Below are 17,578 nucleotides of genomic sequence, written 5' to 3'. Positions count from 1 at the left end.
GGTGCGCTTTGACCAAAAGTTTCATCGGTCGTTGCGCGATCTGGTTTCAACGGGAACTTCGTTCCCTAGTTTCAGGGAATCCCCGCAGGCTTCCTGTTTCAACGCAGCCTTCGGCTGCTGGTTCGATAGTTGAATCAATGATGGATGTGTCAGAGAATAAGGAATGATGTGAACGTGCCGCACCCTGGTGTACGTGACGAACGACGTGAGTAGCTGCTTATTCTAGCTCCCGCTGGAGAATAACCAGATTGCTAGTTCCAGTCATTTTTATTTTGGGAAGAAATGATACCAACGTCTTCACCGTTTGGTAACAGCCGAAGTTTGCCCCATCGCGTACTTACCATTACAAATTCATCGTCACTTGTCGCCTCTATGGTTGCTAACTGCTCGTTATTGCAAAAGAGCTTATTATTCTTTTTTTGACAAAACTTGAAAACAGTGAGATTTGAACGAAGTAGCCTGTCAAGTTCATCTTGTGAAAGCGGTGACTCGATATATCCATTGCCATAATTGCTTTTATGATATACACCTTCCAAAGGACGAATGCTCAGTCTGCCTCTGTCATCAAGCTCAAACAGATAATGTACATTATACGTACCATTCTTATTCCGTTCCATATCTACGCCTATCCATTTACCTAAAAGACTTGCCGTTTGACCATTGGAGCCGTCATAATCAAAACTACGTTTACCGATAACTTCCTTTACCTTATGCAGGGTTTCATTGCCTAGGAAGACACTTTCCATCTTGACCGTTTCCTTATCAATGACTGTGATTTTTGCCATCGCAGTTCCTTGCCAATAGAAGGTGTTATTGGAGAATGTGCATGTATAGGTGTCGTATGCTGCCCACTCCTCCATTTCCTTTTCAATTTCCTCTTGGGGATAACCAAAATATTTGTCAACCAGATAGCCATCGTCGTAGAGAAAGTCCCAATTATACAAGAGTGCAATACTGCCATCTGCCTTTATAATATAAAGTTCATGCGTTGAAGGAACTTCTGTATCGTTGTAAGAATCTAAGACGGCCCATATACCCACGAGGTTAGTGCCTCCTGTCCATATTCCGTCTTCGTCGTCGTTGCTGCACGAGAAGAGTGATATTGAAGACAGTAAAATAACTATTACAGAGAATAGGGAGAATGCTTTAGTTTTCATATATTATTCAGTTTATTAATTTGTAAAAATTAGATACAACAAAATCATTGTTTAGTATATTCATAGCCGTTTCCATTCTTTACAAGTTTCCCGTTTTGGAGAACTAAGAAATTATCTTTGGAGTTGTCTATGAATATGGTATTTCCCTTTACAGTGTATGGCATATCTACACAGATGATATTATTCATATACCATTTTCCAACGGCATGCTTGGAGAAGCCACTTTCTATATGGTCTATAAGAAGGTATTCACCCTCTACAACATCATCGTGAAACCAATATGCGTATGCCATACTTGGAGCACCCACTCCTTCAAGTTGAAATTCATGTAACCATCAGCCATGAAACTTAGAATACTCCGAACTGCTCTCGTTATCATCACATGCCGAGAAATTCAGGATAGCAAATAGCATTATTGCAGCTGTCAATACAAATTTTTTGTGTGTCATTCTTCTTGTTTTTTTTGATTAGTACTCTTGGGTTTGTAGGTTTTCGCTAATAACCCGGATTTTGTGTCATCGACGGATTGGTCATTAGCTCGTTGTATGGAATAGGCCACAGCAATTGATAGGTTTGGCTGTCACTCAGACCGAAGATAGGAGGACATGACGGCTGCATTTTTAAAAATAATCTGGCTCACTTCAATGAGCACCGGCATGGCTTGCAGACCGTTCAGAGCGGCGGTATGTACGGAAACCAACATTGTGTTTTCGGCTAAAGACAAACGGGCATGTCGCGGAAGCGGACACACCCGTTTTAGTGGCTTAAATATTCAAATTGAGTTTATCCACTTCCGTCACGTCGCGCTGAACAATTTTGCCTTGACTGTTCACCACCATGGCGGAGGGGACATAGCGCAGTCCGAACGTGCCGACCAGAGGAGAATTGAAGGATTGACGGTCACAGATGACGGGATAGTTCACATCAATCTGCTGTAACTGTTTGCGCAAGCCTCCGCGATCCACATCGAGCGAAACGAGCAAGACTTCAAAGGGATTGCCTGCCGCGTCCAACTTCTTTTTAAGTTCTTTCAGGAAGGTTCTCGAATCGGGCGTCCAGAATCCGACTGCCACAACGAGGAGTTTCTTGCCTTCAAAGTCTTTCTGCGTCACCTGTTTTCCCTCAGTGGTCTCTGCAGAAAATTCGGGAAGTTGCTCGCCGACGCCGTTCATGAAGATGGGTTGATAGAAGTTCCAGAGATAGTTGACGGCATAGTTCTTCGGCTGTGCTTTGTGCAGCGTCTGAAGCATTTCCATGGAGAGTTTCACGTTCTTCTGCCTGGACGTGGCGAAGTAGGCTTTGAAGACAGCCACCGCCGCCATGGTTTCGGCATGCTGACGTATGAACTGTTCTGCTGCCAAGAAACGGTTGGCTTCTGACTTTCCGATTTGGTCGGTTCGGAAGTCGGTCAGGAGTTCATTTTCTTCGGTGCCGGTGATTTTGGCTTCCCCGACGCGGGAAGCATCGCCTTTCATTTTGATGGTCTTTCCCGGCTCGAGAATGACGTGGGACTGCGTGAAGTTCGGATAGAGCAAGGAGGCGAGGACGGGGCGGAGGAGTTTGCGCTCATAGACAAACTCACCGTCTTGGATGCGAATGGTGTCGACTCCCTCGAAGCCGCCTTCGTCGCTGTAGATGTAGAACTCAGCGTCGTTGATGTTTTCCAGTTTTCCTTCAAATCTCACTCTGTCTTTTCCCACACCGCAGGCTGTGAGCAGGAGAGAGGTTGCCAGAAGGAGAGCGGTAGATAAGGTTTTCATAAGATTAGATGGTTGAAAAGAGGAAAAGACACGGAAGGATGCAGAAAGCGCTTGGCGTTCTCATCCTTCCGTGTAGTGATGTGTCAAAAGCAGGCTTTTATTTGACCAGACTTTGGAAGGAGGAATCGTTGAAGAGATTCACAAATTCCAGGTCGCGTGATGCTCTTTCTTTATAAGTTGGGTCTTTCTCAAAGGCTTGTTTCAAGAATCCCACCACTTCGTTGTCGCGATTGGTGCGAGCGGCGACGATGGCTTTGAGATAGGCGGTGGTGGCGTCGGGACGTGCCACAGCGTTCAAGGTGTTGAGCGCCTCGGCATAGTCTTTGTTCAGAATCTGAGCGAGGGCGGCGGTGTTGGTTTTCTTTCCTTTGAGGGTGGAGGCTGCTTGTACGTAGTTTCCGGAAGCAAGCATCATGTTACCCGCCAGTTCGTTGTAGTTTCCTGCCGTGGTGGCTTTGGCGAGGAAGCTCTGAGCCTTGTCGTTTTCACCGCTGACGAGAGCCACGAGTGCCTGGTTGGCGTTCACCTCGGTGGCATCACCCTTCAAATTTGCTGCTTTCTCGAGCCAAGATTTTGCTTCGTTCAGCTGTCCGTTTTCGAGGGCGATGGAAGCGAGGTTGTTGAAGGCGCGATAGTCATTGGGATAGAGTTGGGTGGTTCTGAAGTAGATGTCCTTCTGTTCTTTGGTGTCTTCCGTCAGTGTGGCGGCGTAGAGCATCTCCTCGACGGAAAGTTTGGAGGCATCTGTTTTCAGTTGCTCCTGAATTTCATCGTCACTTCTGCCGATGAGGTTGTAGTGGATGGTGAGGCGTGCGCGGCGCAGTTCGGGGAGAATCTCTTTGGCGAGTTCGTCATAGCCTGCAGAAATGTTGCGAATCTGTTTTTCGCGTTCCTCGGGGTCCTGATACATGGAAAGGACTCGAAGGATGATGTCCTTGTCCTGCACGTTGGATGCTTGAAGAAGTTGTTGGAAGCCATCCCAGTCTTCTGCCGTGTAGCGGGTGTCAAGTTCGGTTTCGAGATTGTTCTTCTTCAGGCTCTCGCCGACATATTTTTTGGAAGATTGCTCACGTTTCTGTGCCAGCGCAGTGTTCACTTTCATTGAGCCGTCGGGGGAGGCGTAGGCTGACACTTCAATGTTGTCAAGCATGTAGCCTTTCTGGTCGGCTTTGATGTCGCGAAGCGTCTGAAGGAATTCCTGAACGGAGGTTCCTTTGATTTCGCTGGTGCGGATGTTGGCTTGATTGATGAGATATTTGATTTGTGCCTCTTTGGTTTGTTGGATGGCATATTGATAGGCATCGGCAGCCATTTCGGTGGTAGAGGTCCACGCTGCTTTCTTGGCGAGGTCTGCGGTGGCAACGACGCCGTTGGCAACCTTGACTTCGGGAACGTTCACTTCTTTCTTCCCGAGGCGAGCCTTGAAGGTGAGATAGAGTTCGCTCTTCTGCATGGCTTCCACATAGGAGAAGGTGTTTCTCATCGTGTAGTTCCCACCGAGTCTGTAGCTTATCTCCTGATAGTTATCCATCACTTTTTCGCCCTGGAAGGTGGTTCCCTGTCCGACAGCTTCGCCTCCTTGGTAGCGAAGCACGGGGGTGACTGTGACGACAGCTTTTTTCTTCATATACTTTTCGGGGAAGCGTCCGTTGATGGTCACGGGCACTTGACCGCCTACCATCTCCATCGGAGAGGGAGTCACGGTGAAGTTGTCTGCGGTCAGTTCACCAAGTTTTCCACACGAAGTTAGCATCAGCGTGCCTGCCAAAGCAAGCGTAAGGTTTTTTTGAATCTGCATGTCTTATAATATATGGTATATAAGTTTTTCGTATTTTTCCATGCCTGAAGCGGCAACGATTCTCCGGACGTTTTTGACGAAGAAGGGAGTCTTCCGACCAACCGAGTGCAAAGTTACACAAAAACGTATGGGGCATTTGTTCACCCCGCTGATTTTTAATGTAATTTGGGAATAAGTCGCTGCGTCAAATGCCCTTGGTCATTCGTTTAGGGCTTTGCGCTTGATTTTTCACGCTTGCTCACCCAGTTTCCGGCACCATTTGCCGCCCGCCATGCAATAGGCGCCGAGCAACAGGAAGGGGATGCTGAGAAGTTGTCCCTGGTCGAGACCGATGAACTGCTGCATCTGAACTTCCCAAGGTTCTTGCACCTCTTTGCAGAACTCCACGATGAAGCGGAAAGCGAAGATGGAGGCGAGACACCAACCGAAGAAGTAGCCCGTACCGACCTTCTGCGGCAACCTGCGATAGAGCGCGATGCCGATGAAGAAAATGAGCAAATAGGCGAGTGCTTCATAGACCTGGGCAGGATGACGCGGGAGTAAATCTCCATTGTGAACGAAGACGAAGCCATAGTCGCTTTGCGTGAACTTGCCCACAATTTCGGAGTTCATGAGGTTGCCGATTCGAATGAAGCAGGCAGCAATCGGCGTGGCGATGCCGATGTTGTCGAGCACACGCATGAGATTGATTTTCGTTTTTCTGACATAAAGCCACAGCGCAACCATCAGCCCAAGCGTACCGCCGTGGGAAGCAAGGCCGGCGAAACCGGTGAAACGCCAAAAGCCCGCGGAGTCTTGTTTCATCGGCAGGACGATTTCAAGCGGATGGGCGAGAAAATAAGCGGGCTCGTAGAAGAGACAGTGCCCGAGGCGCGCGCCGACGATGATGCCGACGAAGCAGTAGAGGAAGAGCGGCTCAAACTTGTCCTCCGCAATTTTTTGCTTCTTGTAGAGGTAATAGGCGGTCATGTAGGACAGCGCCAAACCGATGCACCAACAGAGACCGTACCAACGCACGCTGAACGGTCCAACGCTGAAGGCTTCCACTGAGGGATTCCAGAAAATCATGGGAACAAGTGATTTAATGTTGGGGAGTTCTGAAAATTATGAAACAAGGGAGGCTCATGAGAAAGTGCTCACGTCTTGGTGGCTTCCGACCACTGATGAATCGTAGAAACCGTTCCACATGAAGCCAATAAAACCCTTTCAGACATTAAAGCGGAAGTGCATGATATCTCCGTCTTGCACGACATATTCTTTGCCTTCCACGTGAAGCAGACCGGCGTCGCGCACGGCGGCTTCAGAGCCAAGGCGGACGTAGTCTTCATATTTGATGACCTCGGCACGGATGAAGCCTTTCTCAAAGTCAGTGTGAATGACACCGGCGCACTGAGGCGCTTTCCAGCCTCGGCGATAGGTCCAAGCCTTCACTTCCATCTCGCCGGCAGTAATGAAGGTCTCGAGTTCGAGCATGTCGTAGGCGGCTTTGATGAGACGATTGCAACCGCTCTCTTCCAAGCCGGCGTCTTGCAGGAACATCTGACGTTCTTCGTAGGTCTCCAACTCGGCGATGTCTGCCTCAGTCTGTGCGGCAAGCACGAGCACTTCGGCGTTTTCGTCTTTCACCGCCTCGCGCACCTCTTCGACATAGTGGTTGCCGGTGGCGGCAGAGGCTTCATCGACGTTGCAGACGTAGAGGACAGGCTTAGAGGTCAACAGGAAAAGTCCCTTTGCAGCCTTGATTTCTTCCTTGGTTTCAAACTGCACGGAGCGGGCGCTTTTGCCCTGCAGCAGGGCTTCGCGATAGGCGAGCAGCACCTCATATTCAATCTTTGCCGTCTTGTCGCCGCCAACTTGCGCAATTTTCTCAACGCGTTTGATGCGGTTCTCAACGGTTTCCAGGTCTTTCAACTGCAATTCCGTGTCAATGATTTCTTTGTCGCGAACGGGGTTCACGCTTCCATCGACGTGCACGACGTTTCCATCGTCAAAACAGCGGAGCACGTGGATGATGGCATCCGTCTCTCGGATGTTGCCGAGAAACTGGTTGCCGAGTCCTTCGCCCTTGGAGGCTCCTTTCACCAAGCCGGCAATATCGACGATTTCAACCGTAGTGGGAACGATTCGCCCTGGATGAACGAGTTCAGCAAGTTTGTTCAGACGTTCGTCGGGCACGGTGATGACGCCGACGTTGGGTTCAATGGTGCAGAAGGGGAAATTGGCAGACTGTGCCTTTGCATTGCTCAGACAATTGAAAAGAGTGGACTTTCCGACATTAGGAAGTCCGACGATGCCGCATTGTAAACTCATGAAAATTTTGGTTGTTACTTGTTTTGAACTGCAAAGTTAGCGATTCTCTGCGGATTAACATCATTTGCTCCCTGCCTCTTTCATCTGTCACCTTCACGGGAGAGGCTTTCAGGGGTGTCCCAACACTTCCCCTGCAGTCTCTTACACTGTTTTGAGGTCATTAGGCAGAGTATTGACGGTATCAAATCGGCGTCAAGTAGGTGTCATTTGTTTTCTACAAAGTACGAAAACGCAGAGAATCCGGACAAGACGGCTGATTTCGGATGGTTACGCGGCAGACGAGATTTTGTACGCAAAGAATGAGTTTGAAGCACGAGGGTGTATCAAAATGCACATTTTTGGGGCTTCCCCCTCGAAGGTGCGTCAGAATGGCTAAGATGCAAGGCGCTGAGGATGAGGGCGCAGGAAGTGTACTGAAGTAGATGACAAAGCCCGAATCCGATAGCAACGAAGCAGATTGGCTATTATGACACACCGCCGTGCAAGCAACAAAAAACCTCCCACTTTTCGGTGGAAGGCTTTAGTCCTATTGGGTAATCTGTAAAAAAGGAATCAAGCAAGTTTGCCCACGTGAGAAGCCACGCTACTCTTGATGTTAGCGGCTTTGTTCTTGTGAATGATGTGGTTCTTTGCAAGTTTGTCGAGCATCTTCTGCACTTTGGGGAGAAGTTCTGCTGCAACTGCCTTGTCCGTGGTGGCACGGAGGACACGAACAGCATTACGCGCGGTCTTAGCGTAATATCTGTTGTGGAGTCTGCGCGCTGCAGACTGGCGGATACGTTTTACAGATGATTTGTGGTTTGCCATTTTAATTCTTTCTTTTTTATTGAGTAGTCCCTAGGAGAGTCGAACTCCTCTTTAGAGAATGAAAATCTCTCGTCCTAACCGATAGACGAAGGGACCAATTTTGTGTGCTCTCACGCCTTTCGGTCGTAATTGCGAGTGCAAAAGTACGGTGTTTTTTTGAACCAGCAAATATTTCCCTTACTTTTTTTGCAAAATATCGTATTTTTGTGCGGAAGAAGCGGGTGCAGGGGTGGTTTTCGGTGGTTTTTCGTGCTACTTCCGCGTTTTTTGCGTTTTTTCGCGGCGCTGCCGCGAACGCACTCCGGAATCCGTTTCTTAGACCATATTATATACGCATTACTCCTTATTATATATATACGCGACATGAAGAGCAAAGCGATTGTGCTGCACGTTAGGAAATATGGCGATGATGCGCTCATCGTCGATGTGCTGACCGAGAAGGCAGGCTGCGTTGGGATGATGGTTCGCATCAGTCGTTCGCGCCGCGCCGCCATACGCCACAGTCTGTTCCAGCCCTTGGCGCTGTTGGAGTTGGAGTGGCGGGAGCGAAACAGTGATGCGTTGGTGCGTCCGCAAGCAGTAGCCTCAGCCTTCCCCTACTCTTCCCTCCCCTTCCATCCGCACAAATCCGCCATCGCACTCTATCTGGCTGAGTTCCTCTTTCATGCCGTGCGCCACGAGCCGGACACGGAGACGCTGTTTCAATACGTTGAAAAGTCGCTGCAATGGTTGGACGCCTGCGAAGAGGGCTTTGCGAACTTCCACCTGGTCTTTTTGCTCTATCTGACACAGTTCCTCGGTTTCCGACCGGAGGCACGCACCTATCACCCTAACTGCTGGTTTGACCTGCGCTCCTCCGTGTTTTGTTCATCACAACCGTTGCACCCCGACTTTTTGAAGCCGGAGGACGCGGCACTCGTGCCCAAACTGCTTAGAATGAAATATTCCAACATGCGCTTCTTCCGCTTCAATGGAGCAGAGAGGAGTCGCCTGCTGGAACAAATTGAACACTACTACCAACTGCACGTGGCGGGATTTCCCGACACGGGGTCTTTGGAAATCTTCCGCTCACTTTTTTGAGGTACTTCCCAAAACGACTCAGAACCTAATGCGAAGCATGCCGCGAATGCCCCACTTCTTCGTGCCGGGATAGTGGTAGTTCACACGATAGACACCCTCAATGTGGAAAATCTTGAAGATGTTGTGGATGCCCGCCATGACTTCTACGTAAGGCACTTTCTTGTCCATAATCTTTGAAATGGGCTCGTAGGAGTCCGGACCGTAAAAGTGACCGGGGAAGAAGAGCATCCTCGACTCGTCGGCGTTGCGGAGAAGATAGGGGTTATTCTTCTTTGACAGCGTACCCCAAAGCACATTGCAGCCGATGTATTCTCTCCACTTCAAACGACGAATGAGGGGAATGCGGTTCAGTATCTTGCCATTCATGTCCCACGAAAACATGAGAGAGGCGTAGCGGTCGTTGAGGAACTCCATGTTGTCAATCATGCAGAACGTGTTATCCTCCATGATGTAGGAGAGATTGGCTGCAGGCATGATGAGCAAAGGGAAGGGCACCTTGTCCCACTGCACACCGCCGCGAAGGTCGCAGTCAATCTTTCCCCACGAACCGAGCCAAAAGCGCTTGTATATGCCGGCTTCGGTGAAGTTGTAGGTGTAGGTTGCCCGTCCGAAATCGTAGAGACCGACGGAATGGCTTAGGGAAAGTTTCGGAGCATCGTGATTGGTGGCGATGCGCCGCTGTTTGGTGTTCATCCAATTGACGCCGGGCTGATAGGTGACGCCAATTTTCAAATCGGAGGTGCGGAGGCTGTGATAGTTGTCTGCCGGATCTCCGAAGACGTTGCCCGCGGTGAGGGGGCGGTAGAACAGCGCTGCCGTCGGAGTGTCTTTGGTGGTGCGCACCTGCATCGTATAGCGCAAGCCGTTTCCCCACTCTTTGTCCCAAGTGAGGCGGAGCGTGTTGAAATACATCATGTGGTCCACCGTGGTCCACTTGAAGGAGGTGAAAACGTTGTCCTTGTCTGTGGGAAGGAACTTGTCGGAAGGCGACATGACGTCGTTGGTGAAGGTGAACGTCAAATTATTGACCGGGAACTCGCGGGGCAGATAGGCTTTCTCATTGAAAGACCACGTCACCTCTCCCATGCCCTTCGGACGATTATCCTTGAAGCCATAGGCAATATATCCCTTCAGGAAAAGATGCTTGTGAAGGTTGGCGGTGGTTTGAGCGGAGGCTCTCAAACGCAGACCGTCCACAAAGTTCTGGGAAATGATGGTGTTCACAGGTCCGATGTCCACCTTGGAGGGCTTCTTCGGGTCGGTGCTGGTCTCCACGAAGTTTTCGATGAAAGCCTTCAAGACCCAAAGAATCGGCTTGAAACCTTTGACCCTCTGAAGTTTCGCCATAAAAGCGTCCAAGCCGGACTCCGACTTCGTCAAACTGTCGGGGCGGTGGGTCTGCCAGAACAGTTTGTCCTTCATTTGCGCATCAGGTTTGGTGTGGACGCTCCCCTTGAAACGGAACTCCTTCTCGGGCAGCGGGTCAAAGGAGAAGTTGCTGTAGTTGGTGGTTCGTCGCACCATGAGCTTCTGCAAAAAACTTGCGACTTTGATTTGAACAAGCATGTCGTCCTTCACCAAGACCTGCTCACCGGAGGGCAGTTGCCGAAAGTCTTGAATGATGCGCATGCTTTCCACAAAATTCACGTCCGACTTCTTCGGAATGCCTATGTCGGTACGCCGAACGCGGTAGGTGCTGTCTGCAACGATGTAGATGCTGCCGGAGAAACCAAAGTCCTGCGGATTGTTGGGTGTGAAGTCCACTTGAATGCACTTGTCCTTCCCTACCATCAACGTGTCAACCAAGAAATACCGATAAAACGAGATGGCGTTGTCGCCAATCGGGCTCATGAAACGATGTTGCAGCAGTCGCACATCATTCGTATAGATATCCACGTCGGTGAAGCAGTCCTTAATCATGTCCGTCAGAATGTCGCCCGTGCTGAAGAAGTTGTTAAGTCCTGTGTTCTGTGCTCCAAGGATGATGCTCTTCTGCGACTTTGGCGTCTTGCGGAAGATTTCGCGACTGACGGTTTCATCGACGGAGATGGGCAGAATGAGGCGACCGGTCTCATTGCATACTTCAACATGCTCTTTCAAGAACGGAAGACGCTTGAACTTTCCTTCCTCAAAGACTTTCTCAGTCACGTCGTTGAGAGCGAAGAGCATCTTGGTGTATTTGTCAATGGAATAGAAGTCATGGCGTTTCAAGTCATTGTTGCCCTTGGCTGCAATCACTTTTTTCATGAACTCCACCGCCGGATTGTTTTTCCTTGAATATTTCTTCTTGCGTCCGACAACTTCGGCTGTTCCAAGGTCACTTTCCGTGGACTTAAGTTTTACGACCAAAGAATCCATGCCCGGCGTCACCATGATGGTTACGGGTTGATAGCCGAGCATTGAAATCCTATACTTCCCCGCCCTCCACGGAATGGAAAACCTTCCTTGCAGGTCGGTGGTCACTGTTTTCTTTTCCCCCAGCCTCACCACGTTCGCCAGCGGAATCACTTCGCCGGTTCTGAAATCCACAACTTTCCCTGACAACCGGGTCTGTGCACCGACTGCCAGAGAAAGCGTGAGGAGAAAAAAGAGGGAAAGAAGTTTTTTCATTCGGTAAAGTGCGGGTCAATCGATTTCTTCGTCTGCCTCGTAGCCGCCCATTTCTCGGATGGCATTTTTGAGCATGACATACTGTTTGAAGAGATGATTGACGGGGATTTCTCCTTCTTCGTAGTTGTGCATCGGACTCTTCAAGAAGAAAGAGAGGAAACGTTGCGTGCCAAAGCGACCTTTGCGTGCAGCGAGGTCTGTCAGCAAGACGAGGTCAAGCACGAGCGGAGCGGCGAGAATGGAGTCGCGACAGAGGAAGTTAATCTTGATTTGCATCGGATAGCCCATCCAGCCAAAGATGTCGATGTTGTCCCAGCCCTCCTTGTTGTCGCCACGAGGCGGATAGTAGTTGATTCGTACTTTATGGTAATAGTCGGCATATAGGTCGGGCTGTTCTTCAGGTGTCAAGATGCTTTCGAGCGTGGAGAGTTTCGAAACCTCTTTGGTGTGGAAGTTGGCGGGTTCGTCCAACACGAGACCGTCGCGATTGCCAAGAATGTTCGTGGAGAACCATCCGTTCAGCCCTAAGCAGCGCGTTCCGATGATGGGAGCAAAGCCGGACTTGACGAGCGTCTGCCCGGTCTTGAAGTCTTTTCCCGCAATCGGCATTTTGGTTTTCTCTGCGAGTTCCCACATGGCGGGAATATCCACCGTGGTGTTCGGTGCCCCCATGATGAAGGGAGCACCTTCGAGGAGAGCAGCGTAGGCGTAGCACATAGAGGGAGCAATGCGGTCGGTGTCGTTGGCGTCAAGTGCTTTCTCAAATGCAGCGAGGGAACCGTGAACGGTTTCGTCCACCGGCACATAGATTTCCGTGGACGCTGCCCAAATCACGACAATTCTGTCGCAGTCATTCTCCTTCTTGAAACGGCGGATATCCTCGCGGAGCGCTTCAACCATCTCACGACGGGTGGCGCAGTCTTTGACGTTGTCACCGTCAAGGCGGGAAGCATATTTGCGATCAAACGCTGCTTTCATCGGACGAATGGCGAGAAGCTCGTCGCGCACCGGCTCAATATCCTTTGCCTTGAGCACCTCGGCTTCCACCGCACTCTCGTAGGCGTTGGCGGGATAAACATCCCACGCACCGAAAACCATGTCGTCCAAAGAGGCGAGAGGGACAATCTCACCGTAGTGCAAATACTTCTTGTCTTTGCCACGACCCACGCGAATTTTGTCATACTGGGTCATGGAGCCGACAGGCTTTGCCAGACCTTTGCGTGTCATCAAGACACCCGTGATGAATGTCGTGCTGACTGCTCCGAGTCCCACGCACATCACACCTAACTTTCCTTTTGCTTGTTCCATATTATATTTACTGTTAACTCACAAAAACTTTTCGCACACAAAACGTGCTTTGCTTTACAAACCGCAAAAGAAGAGAATGTTTTGCAAGCAAACAAAAGTTTTAGTTTAAGAAAACTGAAATTTAAGAACTAGTTTTACAAGCTGACGGATTTAGACCAATGGTTGGGTCAAATCCGTCATTCCGAGGGCGAAATCAAACCGTCATTTTGAGAGCGAAATAAATCCCAAGGCTTTGTTCTCCTCAGCCTCCATCACTTCGCGTTCACCGGGACCTTTGTCGTTGATGCCGCAAAGGTGGAGCACGCCGTGAATGATGACGCGATGAAGTTCTTCCTCGTAGGTCTTTCCAAACTTCTCGGCGTTGGAACGCACCGTGTCAAGGCTGATGAAAAGGTCACCGCTGATGCTGTCACCTTCGCAATAGTCAAAGGTAATGATGTCGGTGAAATAGTCGTGACCTAAATACTGCACGTTTACTTCAAGGATTTTCGGATCGTCGCAGAAGATGTAGGCAATCTCGCCGACCTTCTTGCCAAACGAGGCTGCCACTTGCCGAATCCACGCAGATGTTTGGCGGCGCGGAATCTTCGGCATCCTGACGTTGATGGTCTGATAACTTATCATATATAATATGGTGTATGAAAATGCCGCTGCCGAGCGCGTCAATCAAAGAGCCCCGGTGTGTAGCCGGGCAACTGCTGCGGCGTAATGCCGAGGTGTTGGTATGCCAGCGGCGTCACCTCACGTCCTCTCGGCGTGCGTTTGATGAAACCTTCTTGGATGAGGAATGGTTCATAGACTTCCTCGAGCGTGCCGGGATCCTCGCCGATGGCGGTAGCAATGGTGGTGATGCCGACGGGACCTCCTTTGAACTTGTCGATGATGGTCATGAGAATCTTGTTGTCCGTGCGATCTAGACCATACTTGTCAATATTCAAAGCTTCGAGCGCAAAGCGAGCGATGTCCATGTCAATCTTTCCGGAACCTTTCACCTGTGCAAAGTCTCTCACCCTTCGCAGCAACGCATTGGCGATTCGCGGCGTACCTCTTGAACGCCCGGCAATCTCGCCTGCCGCCTCCACGACGATGGGCACTCGGAGAATGTCTGCCGAACGGAGCACAATTTTCGTCAGCGTTGCGACGTCATAGTATTCAAGATGCAAATTGATTCCGAAACGAGCGCGGAGCGGTGCGGTGAGGAGTCCGCTTCGTGTGGTGGCTCCGACGAGGGTGAAGGGACTGAGGTCTATTTGAATGCTTCGGGCAGAAGGACCTTTGTCGAGCATGATGTCAATGCGGTAGTCCTCCATGGCGGAGTAGAGATATTCTTCCACCACGGGAGAAAGGCGATGAATCTCGTCGATGAAAAGGACATCGTTGGGTTCAAGGCTGGTCAGCAGTCCCGCGAGATCACCGGGCTTGTCCAGCACAGGACCGGAAGTGAGTTTGAACCCTACACCGAGCTCGTTGGCAATGATGTTGGAAAGCGTGGTTTTGCCGAGTCCCGGAGGTCCGTGGAGCAAGGTGTGGTCCAGTGGCTCGTGGCGCATTTTTGCAGCCTCCACAAAGATGCGGAGATTCTCCACGACTTTCTGCTGTCCGCTGAAATCATGGAAGCGCAACGGACGGAGCGCGTTTTCATAGTCTCGCTCCGACGTGGGCGGCGCGCTTTGTTCTTGTCTGATGTCAAAAGTGTCTTCTTGCATGAGACTGCAAATTTACCCCTTGATTTGGATAGTACAAAAGAAACGGTTCAGAATTGCCTGCGGAAGGGGTGGTTGATGCGTCAAAAAGGAGATTCTTTTTCCATTTTCTGCCCTTTCAAAGGACTGCGCTCGGTGTTTGCACAATTTGCACCTTAGAAAATTGTAACTTTGCGCCGAATTATCTTCTCATCTTTCGATCCGCCTCGTCTGAGGCGAACGGAACAGAATTCTCTACACCATGGTTTTGAACTACATTTGGATTGCATTCTTCCTCATTGCCTTTGTCATTGCCTGCATCAAACTTGTGTTCCTGGGCGACACGGAGGTGTTTCCTGCCATCATGAACTCCACGTTTGAAACAGCAAAGACAGGTTTTGAGATTTCACTCGGTCTGACGGGCGTTCTTTCGCTCTGGCTGGGCATCATGAAAATCGGCGAGAAGGGCGGTTTGATTCAGGCGATGGCTCGTCTGCTGAGTCCCGTCTTGACGCGCCTCTTTCCGGAAATTCCACGCAACCACCCCGTTTTCGGCAACATCTTCATGAACATTGCCGCCAACATGCTCGGACTGGACAACGCGGCAACACCGCTCGGTCTGAAAGCGATGGAGAGGTTGCAGGAACTGAACGTGAAGAAGGACACGGCGTCAAATTCAATGATTATGTTCCTCGTGCTCAACACCTCCGGTCTGACCATCATTCCGGTGAGCATTTTGGTCTATCGTGCACAAATGGGCGCCGCCCAACCGACAGACGTATTCATTCCCATCCTGCTTGCCACGTTCTTTTCCACCTTAGCGGGCATAGTGGTGACTTCAATCTATCAGCGCATCAATCTCTTTCAGCCCGTTCTTTTAGCCGTTCTCGGCGGCATGAGTTTGTTCGTCGCCGCTTTGATATGGGGAGTCGGACAGTTGAGTTCTGCTTCTCTGGATCTTTGGGGCACAAACGTGGCGAACATTCTGCTTTTCTCCATCATCACGATGTTTCTCGTTTCGGGAATGAGGGCGAAGATAAATGTCTATGACGCTTTCATTGAAGGCGCAAAGGACGGATTCCAGACTGCCGTCCGCATCATCCCTTACCTCATCGCCATTTTGGTGAGCATCGGGGTCTTCCGTGCCTCCGGTGCAATGGACTGGCTCGTGGAAGAGATGAAATGGCTGATTTCGCTGATCGGCATTGACACGCAGTGGGTCGGCGCCCTGCCCACGGCACTCATGAAGCCGCTTTCGGGAGGCGGTGCCCGCGGCATGATGGTCGATGCCATGACTACATTTGGAGCGGACTCCTTTGTGGGAAGGCTTTCTTGCATTTTCCAAGGTTCCACCGACACCACGTTCTACATTCTCGCCGTCTATTTTGGCTCTGTCGGCGTCACTCGCACTCGTCACGCGGTGGCTTGCGGTCTCCTCGCGGACCTTGCGGGCGTCATCGCCGCCATCCTGCTTTGCTACCTCTTCTTCTGATTTACCAACCATCCCATGTCCCAAACTGCTTCCTCCTCTTCCGCGCCGGCTTCTTCCATGAAAGCCCTGGCAAAAGACACTGCCGTCTATGGCCTTTCCAGCATCATTGGCCGTTTCCTAAACTATTTGCTCGTGCCGCTCTACACCGCGAAACTCTCCGCGGCATCCGGCGGCTACGGCATCATCACGGAGGTCTATAGTTACGTCGCCCTGCTGCTTGTCCTGCTGACCTTCGGAATGGAAACGACTTTCTTCCGCTTCGTGAACAAAGAGGAAGAGGAGCCGATGCGGGTCTATTCGACGACGCTGCTGACCGTCGGTCTCGTCGGCATAGCCTTCATTGCTGTCATCATGGGCTTTCTGAACCCTATTTCGGAGTTCATGGACTATGCTTCGCATCCGGAATACATTGCGACGATGGCTGTCTGCGTGGCAATTGATGCCTTTCAGTGCATTCCGTTTGCCTTCTTGCGCTATCGCCGGAAAGCCATCAAGTTTGCTTCGCTCAAACTGTTCTTCATCGTGTTGAACATCTCGCTCAATCTGCTGTTCTTTGTGGCTCTTCCCTGGCTCTACGAAATGTCGGAAATCCACGATTTCATCGCACTTTTCTACAGTCCTTCCGTCGGAGTCGGCTATGCTTTTTTCATCAACCTCTTCTGCACGGCGTTCATCACGTTGTTCTTCCGCAAAGAACTGACCGGCTTTCGCTACGTGCTTGACACGCGCCTCCTGCGCCGGATGTTATCCTACGCCTGGCCCATCCTCGTGCTCGGCATCGCCGGCATCCTCAACCAAACTGCCGACAAAATGATTCTGCCTCGTGTCTTGGGCGGAGAAGAGGGCAAAGTGCAACTCGGCATCTACGGTGCCTGCGCAAAAATCGCCATGATAATGGCAATGATTACGCAAGCCTTCCGCTACGCCTACGAGCCGTTCGTCTTCGGAAAGCAAAAGGACAAGGACAATCGCGAGACCTACGCCAAGGCGATGAAATACTTCCTCATCTTCACGCTACTGGCTTTCCTCATGGTCATGGCTTACATGGACATCTTGAAACACATCATTGCGCCGGACTACTGGGACGGCTTGCAGGTCGTGCCCATCGTCATGGCTGCCGAAATCATGATGGGAATCTATTTCAACCTTTCGTTTTGGTATAAACTCATCGACAAAACCATCTGGGGCGCATGGTTCTCGGGCATTGGCTGCGCAGTCTTGATTGCCGTGAACATCATCTTCATTCCTAAATATGGATATATGGCTTGTGCCTGGGCAGGCTTCGCGGGCTACGCCACGGCAATGCTCTTGAGTTATGTGGTCGGTCAGCGTTACTATCCCGTCCGCTATCCGTTGAAGAGCATGGCTATTTATGTCGTTCTAACCGTCTTTTTCTTCGTTTGCATCCGCCTCTCGGGCGAATATGTGGAGAACGTATTCCTTCGTCTGCTCTGCAACACGGCTTGCATTGCCTTGTTCGCCGCCCACGTGCTCTATCATGACTTCCCCGTCTCGCGCATTCCGGTCATCGGAAAATTCTTTAAGAAGAAATAAGGGCGCTTCTCCGCTCCTTG

The 17,578-nt window shown here is 50.6% G+C and carries 16 protein-coding genes and 1 tRNA gene; 3 read left to right on the top strand and 14 right to left on the bottom strand.

Annotated features, from left to right (window positions below; genetic code table 11):
* Positions 1-251: 251 nt before the first annotated feature.
* The 10 genes from I6E40_RS00135 to I6E40_RS00100 form a co-directional block, all read right to left on the bottom strand.
* Complete coding sequence (locus I6E40_RS00135) at positions 252-1,157, bottom strand: hypothetical protein (RefSeq protein ID WP_235384821.1); 906 nt, start codon at positions 1,155-1,157, stop codon at positions 252-254.
* Between the two features lie 44 nt (positions 1,158-1,201).
* Entirely contained in the window at positions 1,202-1,450 is a 249-nt protein-coding gene (locus I6E40_RS00130) for a hypothetical protein (RefSeq protein ID WP_235384820.1), read from the bottom strand.
* 202 nt (positions 1,451-1,652) lie between these two features.
* A complete protein-coding gene (locus I6E40_RS11050) occupies positions 1,653-1,775 on the bottom strand; it encodes a RagB/SusD family nutrient uptake outer membrane protein (RefSeq protein ID WP_410897014.1) in 123 nt (40 codons plus the stop codon).
* Entirely contained in the window at positions 1,738-1,860 is a 123-nt protein-coding gene (locus I6E40_RS10930) for a hypothetical protein (RefSeq protein ID WP_262910805.1), read from the bottom strand. Before I6E40_RS10930 ends, I6E40_RS11050 begins: the two co-directional genes overlap by 38 nt.
* A 61-nt stretch (positions 1,861-1,921) precedes the next feature.
* Positions 1,922-2,917: a TlpA disulfide reductase family protein gene (locus I6E40_RS00125; protein WP_235384819.1), complete on the bottom strand. Its 996-nt coding sequence runs from the start codon at positions 2,915-2,917 to the stop codon at positions 1,922-1,924.
* Positions 2,918-3,014: 97 nt separating this feature from the next.
* Complete coding sequence (locus tag I6E40_RS00120; protein WP_235384818.1) at positions 3,015-4,715, bottom strand: tetratricopeptide repeat protein; 1,701 nt, start codon at positions 4,713-4,715, stop codon at positions 3,015-3,017.
* A 228-nt stretch (positions 4,716-4,943) separates the two neighbouring features.
* Complete coding sequence (gene lgt / locus I6E40_RS00115) at positions 4,944-5,783, bottom strand: prolipoprotein diacylglyceryl transferase (RefSeq protein WP_235384817.1); 840 nt, start codon at positions 5,781-5,783, stop codon at positions 4,944-4,946.
* 138 nt (positions 5,784-5,921) lie between these two features.
* Complete coding sequence (gene ychF, locus I6E40_RS00110) at positions 5,922-7,025, bottom strand: redox-regulated ATPase YchF (protein WP_235384816.1); 1,104 nt, start codon at positions 7,023-7,025, stop codon at positions 5,922-5,924.
* Positions 7,026-7,577: 552 nt separating this feature from the next.
* Complete coding sequence (rpsT, locus tag I6E40_RS00105) at positions 7,578-7,832, bottom strand: 30S ribosomal protein S20 (RefSeq protein WP_235384815.1); 255 nt, start codon at positions 7,830-7,832, stop codon at positions 7,578-7,580.
* Between the two features lie 24 nt (positions 7,833-7,856).
* Positions 7,857-7,928, bottom strand: a tRNA-Glu gene (locus tag I6E40_RS00100).
* Between the two features lie 267 nt (positions 7,929-8,195).
* Here I6E40_RS00100 and recO point away from each other — a divergent pair.
* Positions 8,196-8,912: a DNA repair protein RecO gene (gene recO, locus I6E40_RS00095; RefSeq protein ID WP_235384814.1), complete on the top strand. Its 717-nt coding sequence runs from the start codon at positions 8,196-8,198 to the stop codon at positions 8,910-8,912.
* 18 nt (positions 8,913-8,930) lie between these two features.
* Here recO and I6E40_RS00090 read toward each other — a convergent pair whose 3' ends face one another.
* The 4 genes from I6E40_RS00090 to ruvB form a co-directional block, all read right to left on the bottom strand.
* Positions 8,931-11,522 (bottom strand): DUF5686 family protein, encoded by a 2,592-nt coding sequence (locus tag I6E40_RS00090; protein ID WP_235384813.1) that lies wholly within the window; start codon positions 11,520-11,522, stop codon positions 8,931-8,933.
* A gap of 15 nt (positions 11,523-11,537) precedes the next feature.
* Positions 11,538-12,830, bottom strand: coding sequence for an inositol-3-phosphate synthase (locus I6E40_RS00085; protein ID WP_235384812.1), 1,293 nt, complete (start codon positions 12,828-12,830; stop codon positions 11,538-11,540).
* Between the two features lie 201 nt (positions 12,831-13,031).
* Positions 13,032-13,454, bottom strand: a complete 423-nt coding sequence (gene ybeY, locus I6E40_RS00080) for an rRNA maturation RNase YbeY (protein ID WP_235384811.1) — start codon at positions 13,452-13,454, stop codon at positions 13,032-13,034.
* A gap of 38 nt (positions 13,455-13,492) precedes the next feature.
* Positions 13,493-14,536, bottom strand: a complete 1,044-nt coding sequence (gene ruvB / locus I6E40_RS00075) for a Holliday junction branch migration DNA helicase RuvB (protein WP_235384810.1) — start codon at positions 14,534-14,536, stop codon at positions 13,493-13,495.
* A gap of 238 nt (positions 14,537-14,774) precedes the next feature.
* Here ruvB and I6E40_RS00070 point away from each other — a divergent pair, with 238 nt between their 5' ends.
* Together I6E40_RS00070 and I6E40_RS00065 are read left to right on the top strand one after the other, a co-directional pair.
* Positions 14,775-16,004 carry a nucleoside recognition domain-containing protein gene (locus I6E40_RS00070; protein ID WP_235384809.1) on the top strand — a complete coding sequence of 410 codons (1,230 nt, stop codon included), beginning with the start codon at positions 14,775-14,777 and terminating at the stop codon, positions 16,002-16,004.
* Positions 16,005-16,019: 15 nt separating this feature from the next.
* Entirely contained in the window at positions 16,020-17,558 is a 1,539-nt protein-coding gene (locus tag I6E40_RS00065) for an oligosaccharide flippase family protein (protein WP_235384808.1), read from the top strand.
* The last annotated feature ends 20 nt before the right edge of the window (positions 17,559-17,578 follow it).

It is taken from the genome of Prevotellamassilia timonensis, from assembly GCF_021531665.1.
Lineage (GTDB): Bacteria > Bacteroidota > Bacteroidia > Bacteroidales > Bacteroidaceae > Alloprevotella.
This window is presented reverse-complemented; position numbering and strand designations above follow the sequence as displayed.

Excerpts from the sequence above, each read along its gene's own strand:
- I6E40_RS00065 (WP_235384808.1), top strand. The coding sequence starts at position 16,020 with ATGTCCCAAACTGCTTCCTCCTCTTCCGCGCCGGCTTCTTCCATGAAA.
- I6E40_RS00125 (WP_235384819.1), bottom strand. The coding sequence starts at position 2,917 with ATGAAAACCTTATCTACCGCTCTCCTTCTGGCAACCTCTCTCCTGCTC.
- I6E40_RS00130 (WP_235384820.1), bottom strand. The coding sequence starts at position 1,450 with ATGGCATACGCATATTGGTTTCACGATGATGTTGTAGAGGGTGAATAC.
- ychF (WP_235384816.1), bottom strand. The coding sequence starts at position 7,025 with ATGAGTTTACAATGCGGCATCGTCGGACTTCCTAATGTCGGAAAGTCC.
- ybeY (WP_235384811.1), bottom strand. The coding sequence starts at position 13,454 with ATGATAAGTTATCAGACCATCAACGTCAGGATGCCGAAGATTCCGCGC.
- ruvB (WP_235384810.1), bottom strand. The coding sequence starts at position 14,536 with ATGCAAGAAGACACTTTTGACATCAGACAAGAACAAAGCGCGCCGCCC.
- I6E40_RS00135 (WP_235384821.1), bottom strand. The coding sequence starts at position 1,157 with ATGAAAACTAAAGCATTCTCCCTATTCTCTGTAATAGTTATTTTACTG.
- lgt (WP_235384817.1), bottom strand. The coding sequence starts at position 5,783 with ATGATTTTCTGGAATCCCTCAGTGGAAGCCTTCAGCGTTGGACCGTTC.
- I6E40_RS00070 (WP_235384809.1), top strand. The coding sequence starts at position 14,775 with ATGGTTTTGAACTACATTTGGATTGCATTCTTCCTCATTGCCTTTGTC.
- rpsT (WP_235384815.1), bottom strand. The coding sequence starts at position 7,832 with ATGGCAAACCACAAATCATCTGTAAAACGTATCCGCCAGTCTGCAGCG.
- I6E40_RS10930 (WP_262910805.1), bottom strand. The coding sequence starts at position 1,860 with ATGTTGGTTTCCGTACATACCGCCGCTCTGAACGGTCTGCAAGCCATG.
- I6E40_RS00120 (WP_235384818.1), bottom strand. The coding sequence starts at position 4,715 with ATGCAGATTCAAAAAAACCTTACGCTTGCTTTGGCAGGCACGCTGATG.
- I6E40_RS11050 (WP_410897014.1), bottom strand. The coding sequence starts at position 1,775 with ATGCAGCCGTCATGTCCTCCTATCTTCGGTCTGAGTGACAGCCAAACC.
- I6E40_RS00085 (WP_235384812.1), bottom strand. The coding sequence starts at position 12,830 with ATGGAACAAGCAAAAGGAAAGTTAGGTGTGATGTGCGTGGGACTCGGA.
- I6E40_RS00090 (WP_235384813.1), bottom strand. The coding sequence starts at position 11,522 with ATGAAAAAACTTCTTTCCCTCTTTTTTCTCCTCACGCTTTCTCTGGCA.
- recO (WP_235384814.1), top strand. The coding sequence starts at position 8,196 with ATGAAGAGCAAAGCGATTGTGCTGCACGTTAGGAAATATGGCGATGAT.